This window comes from Fructobacillus evanidus (genome assembly GCF_963580165.1).
In the GTDB taxonomy this organism is placed as follows: Bacteria; Bacillota; Bacilli; order Lactobacillales; family Lactobacillaceae; genus Fructobacillus; species Fructobacillus evanidus.
This window is the reverse complement of record NZ_CAUZLM010000021.1, coordinates 1-5,303: the sequence shown is the minus strand read 5'-3', so window position 1 is coordinate 5,303 and position 5,303 is coordinate 1. Positions and strand designations below refer to the sequence as shown.

Below are 5,303 nucleotides of genomic sequence, written 5' to 3'. Positions count from 1 at the left end.
CCGTTAAAGACGGGAGAGTGGGCAGAATGCTCTTTAAACGATGTTAGCGACTTGACCAAAGCGATGGCTCTTAGCTATACCTTGGAAAAAGCCCTTAAGTATTCTCAATTTTGAGATTTTACTTAAGGGCTCTCTCTGCTCACAACAACTTGCTGCCCTTGGCTGGGGTCAGTGTGAAAGTCAAGTAAAGTCTTTTGGTTTTTTAGAGAAAATAGATTAAAACAAATTGATTGATAAAGAAAAAAAAGACCCTGCGCTGTTTGCGCATGAAGTCGTTAGACTTCACAGCAAATAAGTAGGCCAGATGACCGTTAGGTCATCACTAGAAAAAAGTTATTTTTTCTTTTATTCGTAATGTCATGTTGGTTTGTTTTTGATTGTTTATTCTTTCAGCAAACCTTTTCATTTGCTCAAAATTATTTTTATAGCATGCGTTAAAAATAGCTAAAAATGAAAAAAGTGTTTGGGTTAAAATCATCAAAAAAATACCGACAGTAAAAATTTCATTTTGTTAGTTTCGCGCTAAAATCTTTTTTACTGGATGGGCGGTTTTTGGCAAGTTTTGTTTTCGTTCAAAGGGAAAATTGATCGTTAAAATCATTTTGCTCGTTCGGTTGAAATCGGAAAACAGCTTCACGATGTTGCTAATTTTTTTCGCCCTAAAAAAAACAGTGTCATTATCAAAAATTGAGTTGTAACAGGTTAAGGGGGATTGTCGGCACATTGTGCCTTAACCCCGCTGTGCGGGCAATCCCAGTGCATGCACTTTTTTCAAAATGTTTTACACTTGTTTTACATATGTTTTACATAAAATTTTGTGAAAAAATGCGTCCAAAAGAGAAAATTGTTGTCGTCAATTTGAGTCAAAATTTACTTTTTATGTCAACACCGACAAGTGTTGTTTTTGACTTTTTGCTAATTTGATTTTAGGTTTAAAAAGTCGACAGATAATTCAAAATCTGGTTGAATTTTGTATAAAAAGGTCATCAATAAATCTTATAGTAATTGAATGCTGTACGTAAGCGTTACGTACAAAATCATCAAAACAGAGCATAAGGGGAAATGATACTCACGCAAGCGTGGTACCCCATAGTATGGGGATTTTCCGAGTACTCAGCCATTTTTTCTTGTACGTAACGCTTACGTACAGAAAATGGGGTAAATTTTGTCGGTTTCACCTGTTGTACGTACGCTGTATGTACAGACTTTTGGTCTTAAAATGGCTTTTTTGATTTGATTTTTAGGGCAAAAAAAACGACTGGTTTGCACCAATCGTTTTCCAAAGTTACTTCCGCTTGTTAGCGAAATAGTCTTTGATCGTTTCGGCAAGTACAAGATTTAAAATCGCAAATGCCTCACTTAACAACAGAGTTAACACAAGAGTTACCTCCTTTCGCTTTGCTTTTTCCGCAATGCAAAGCAATCTAATTGTACCTGATTCAAAGTTTTTATATCGTGTTATAATATAAATAACGACAGAGGTACGAGAGTTCCTCCTTGAAAAAGTACCGACCGCAATCGGTACTTTTTTTGTACCCAAAATATGAGGTTTTGCTGACGAGAAAGCCAAGCTATAATACGTTATAAGAAGTTTTTAGGGGAGAGAATATGCGAAAAATTTTATATCGTTATAACTGGGTTTTTACCATACTGATTTGTTTATTAGCAGTGATTAATTTATTGACTCTTTTTAAGTATCCAGGGTCACTATTGGCTTTTGTTTCTAGTGGCTTGTTAGGTATCGTTTCTATGTTAAGCCTTTTTGGATTGAGCTATAAAAAATATTCTCATGAAGATTCTCAGAATTGATTTTTTCACAAAACCAGAATGGCTTGAAAACCGCTTTCTGAGAAGTAGACCAATTGTTGGGGCCCAATTGAGCAAGGCCCCTTTTCATAAAAGAAAGACCAGCCCCCAAATTTGGGGACTGGTCTTTTTTACTTTCGGTAATGCACATTATGTTAAATAGGTCTGTTTTTCATTAGATGAATATCTAATTAATCGGATTAATCGTGGTTCATGTTTGTTCCAATAAATAAAGGTAATGACCACTAATAGTAGTTGAAACATTGCGAAAGATGAATGTAGTATGTTAGTTAGTTGGCTGGACACGTCTGCTGTTAATATAAAATCTTTTGTAAAATGCATGAACATAGATAAATACAAGCTACCTGTTTGTACATAGATGGCGCTGTATGAAAGTCCAGATACAAAAGATAATATACATTGTAAAATAACATAGGACACAGATTCATGGGATAAGTTCGTTAGATGCATTAATGCAAAGATAAAATTAGAACTAAAAATTGCTTTAATTAATGCTGTTCGGGAGTAATTATTACGAACAAAATATGTTAAAAAAAATGATAATAGGACTCCTCTAGAAAAGTATTCTTCTGGAATTCCACCCATAAGTCCAGTCAAAATTGCATTTTCTAGATGTGGAGTGGAAAAGAAAGGGATACATACGATACTTATAAAAATAAAAAGAAAAACCGTTAGCCATGACTTTGAGGGCATTAAGAATACTTTTTGCTTTGTTAAAAAGTAATTCAAACTAATAAAAAGAAGCAACTCAGCTGTTTTAAAAATAAAATTGCTCATTATCTGGGATAAATGGAGAATAAAATAGGCTTCATTGATTAATGGGAAAATGATGAATTGTTCTAAAAGTAGAACTCCCAGAATAAATGTTGTAGTTAAAATAATCAAATTTCTTTTATTAGGATAGTTAGGCATCTTCGTTCTCCAAGAATCAAAAGGTAGTAATAGTTCGCGGTAAAAAAATTGATCTGCTGTTGCTTATATTAGCATACGAGCAAAGAATGAAAAGCTCACGAACCGAATTCGTGAGTTATTTGAAGAATATCAATCTAGGTATGATTACTATCGGATTACTTTACAGTTAAATCATGAAAGAATAATTGTGAATGCTCGTATGCTAATAAAGTGGACAGATGTTATGCACCCATCCACGGTATAGGTTATTGAGGAAAGTGTTTTCTAGTCAGACGGGGGATTGTTAAATGTAAATGTTTTTTCAATGTTATTAATTGTAATTGTGGTATAATAATGTTGTAATTAACTTTTTTGATTTTGATTTGTTTTTCTTGAAGGACGCTCAGCACCAATTATTTTAATTAACAAAAAGTGGTGAGTACACCAAAGGAGAAACATATAATGGAAACAGGTACAGTAAAGTGGTTTAATGGCGATAAAGGATTTGGGTTTATCACCCGTGAAAGTGGTGATGATGTATTCGCCCATTTTTCGGCTATTCAGGGTAATGGATTCAAAACGCTTGATGAAGGTCAGTCAGTGACGTTCAGTGTTGAATCTGGTGATCGTGGTTTGCAAGCCGTTAATATTGTTAAAGCATAATAAAAAATAAAAAAAGCCCACGACGTGGGCTTTTTTTATTTTAACTAAGAGTTAATATTATTGATGGATTTCTGGTTATTGAGATCATTATTATTCTATTTTTGGAATAATGGAATTCCATTTGGAAATCAATGAACCAGCTTCGAGTGCTATTACTATTGTGCCTAAACCAATAGGACCATGAACGATAAAAGCTAAAATGACAACAATAATATCTTGAAAGCTTCGGACATCACTATATTTTAGGTTCGTTTGTTTTGATAATATAGGAGCTACTGCATCGTAAGGTGACTGTCCCATGTTGACAGACATGTAAATGGCTGAACCTAGTGTGAACAATAACAATCCAACTAACAGGATAACAATTTTTGGAAAAATTTCTAACTGAGATAGATGATATGACAGAAGAATTTGAGAAGAAATTTGAATAAATACACCAACCAAGGTCATATTTAGAACGGTTCCTATACCTATCCTATTCCTGTCACTAAACAACATATATAGAAAAACAATAAGATTAATAAGAAATTGGGTAATTGATAAGGGAATATTTAATTTTGTTGCTAGTCCAATACTCAAAGCGGTGAATGGATCGACACCTAACCCCGTTTCTCTTAATAATGACGCAGAAACACCTATAATAAATAGACCTAATAATAAATAATAAATTTTGATAGTTTTTTTCATAATAACCTTCTTAATTACATCGATATAATAAGTTAATAATATACTTTTTTTTATTCCAATAGTGGAGATTAGAAGTGAACCTTATTCCCATTTTAAGCGTTATTTATTACTCAAATGAAATATTTTAGACAAAAAACCGTGTTTTCTTTTCGAAATTAATTTATTAAAGTTTTGTTGGTATTGTTCAGCAATTTGTTTATTTTCAGCTAACTTCTTTTCCGAAATAAGTTGTAATTGTTGCGATTGGTCGAGTAGGTTTTGTAGGTTCGATATTTGAGTATCTTTGGCCTCGATTTGTTTGTTTTTTTCGGCTAATTCTCGTTGCTGATCTTCAAGTTGTCTTTCTAGTAGACCGACAACTCGTTGTCGGTCGTCGTTGTCGGTTTGTTGTCGGTCGTTGTCGGTTGAGAAATGCTTTTTTATCAGTGCTTCTCCTGATTTATCGACAAGTAGAGCGCCAACCTTGTTGTCGGTTTTAGTTGTCACATGTTGTTTCCTAAAATCAGAGGTCAAAAATCGATTAATCGCTTGTTTTGATACGCCGATTTCTTCTGATAGTTCCTTGATTGTTTTGGGCATGGTTAAATCCTAATTTTAGAGTTAAAGCGATAATTGAATTGTTTTTATAGGGTCTATTATGCTATATTCCTTGTAACAAATACATACGAAAAAAGGCCATCGAGAACCTTGGCCGGGTTCTTGATGGCCTGCACAGTAACTGTCCTAACCAGTTGCCATGCATTTATCTTCTTACAATATTAACGGGTCTCCCCTTTAAGGATATTCTAACGTTAGAAGGATAAATAATCAACCAAAAAAGACATTGGGAGATCGCATAGCAACCAGCTAGGCGGTCTCCTTTTTAGTTACTGTGACGGCTTTTGCTTTCCTTTGGGCCGTTATCCTATAAGGCTGATACGGGACAGGCGTGTACCCGTCAGGTGGCTTGCAAATAGCGACCAAACCACGTCCAAAGGTTGCTTAGCGCGCAACTGGGCAATGAATAATTGGACATGGGTTGGCTCGCCCAGCAAGTGATTGGCAAAGTAGTGGCTCCTAGATTAGCACCTAGGAGGCTCTGAGAGGCGTTTTAAGCTCAGAGCGGAAGTCTGGCTAAGCATAACCCGTTAAAGACGGGAGAGTGGGCAGAATGCTCTTTAAACGATGTTAGCGACTTGACCAAAGCGATGGCTCTTAGCTATACCTTGGAAAAAGCCCTTAAGTATTCTCAATTT

The 5,303-nt window shown here is 34.9% G+C and carries 6 protein-coding genes; 3 read left to right on the top strand and 3 right to left on the bottom strand.

Features of this window, described 5'->3' with window-relative positions; all coding sequences use genetic code 11:
- Positions 1–1,608 precede the first annotated feature (1,608 nt).
- Positions 1,609–1,809, top strand: coding sequence for a hypothetical protein (locus AABI08_RS08350; protein ID WP_338344498.1), 201 nt, complete (start codon positions 1,609–1,611; stop codon positions 1,807–1,809).
- A gap of 147 nt (positions 1,810–1,956) precedes the next feature.
- On the opposite strand, the gene AABI08_RS08490 is transcribed toward AABI08_RS08350, so the two are convergent.
- The gene (locus AABI08_RS08490; RefSeq protein ID WP_421823506.1) at positions 1,957–2,520 is read right to left on the bottom strand and encodes a CPBP family intramembrane glutamic endopeptidase; all 564 of its coding nucleotides are present in this window, start codon (positions 2,518–2,520) and stop codon (positions 1,957–1,959) included.
- 286 nt (positions 2,521–2,806) lie between these two features.
- Here AABI08_RS08490 and AABI08_RS08485 point away from each other — a divergent pair, with 286 nt between their 5' ends.
- Both AABI08_RS08485 and AABI08_RS08345 read left to right on the top strand, forming a co-directional pair.
- Positions 2,807–2,983 (top strand): IS3 family transposase, encoded by a 177-nt coding sequence (locus AABI08_RS08485; RefSeq protein ID WP_421823499.1) that lies wholly within the window; start codon positions 2,807–2,809, stop codon positions 2,981–2,983.
- 197 nt (positions 2,984–3,180) lie between these two features.
- Positions 3,181–3,381: a cold-shock protein gene (locus AABI08_RS08345; RefSeq protein ID WP_047975741.1), complete on the top strand. Its 201-nt coding sequence runs from the start codon at positions 3,181–3,183 to the stop codon at positions 3,379–3,381.
- A gap of 90 nt (positions 3,382–3,471) precedes the next feature.
- Here the strand turns inward: AABI08_RS08345 and AABI08_RS08340 are convergent, their stop codons facing one another.
- A complete protein-coding gene (locus tag AABI08_RS08340) occupies positions 3,472–4,068 on the bottom strand; it encodes a YczE/YyaS/YitT family protein (protein WP_047975739.1) in 597 nt (198 codons plus the stop codon).
- 99 nt (positions 4,069–4,167) lie between these two features.
- Entirely contained in the window at positions 4,168–4,647 is a 480-nt protein-coding gene (locus AABI08_RS08335) for a MurR/RpiR family transcriptional regulator (protein ID WP_338344496.1), read from the bottom strand.
- Between the last annotated feature and the right edge of the window lie 656 nt (positions 4,648–5,303).

Bases quoted from the DNA above. Each gene is read 5' to 3' on its own strand.
- AABI08_RS08350 (WP_338344498.1), top strand. From the start codon at position 1,609: ATGCGAAAAATTTTATATCGTTATAACTGGGTTTTTACCATACTGATT.
- AABI08_RS08490 (WP_421823506.1), bottom strand. From the start codon at position 2,520: ATGCCCTCAAAGTCATGGCTAACGGTTTTTCTTTTTATTTTTATAAGT.
- AABI08_RS08345 (WP_047975741.1), top strand. From the start codon at position 3,181: ATGGAAACAGGTACAGTAAAGTGGTTTAATGGCGATAAAGGATTTGGG.
- AABI08_RS08340 (WP_047975739.1), bottom strand. From the start codon at position 4,068: ATGAAAAAAACTATCAAAATTTATTATTTATTATTAGGTCTATTTATT.
- AABI08_RS08335 (WP_338344496.1), bottom strand. From the start codon at position 4,647: ATGCCCAAAACAATCAAGGAACTATCAGAAGAAATCGGCGTATCAAAA.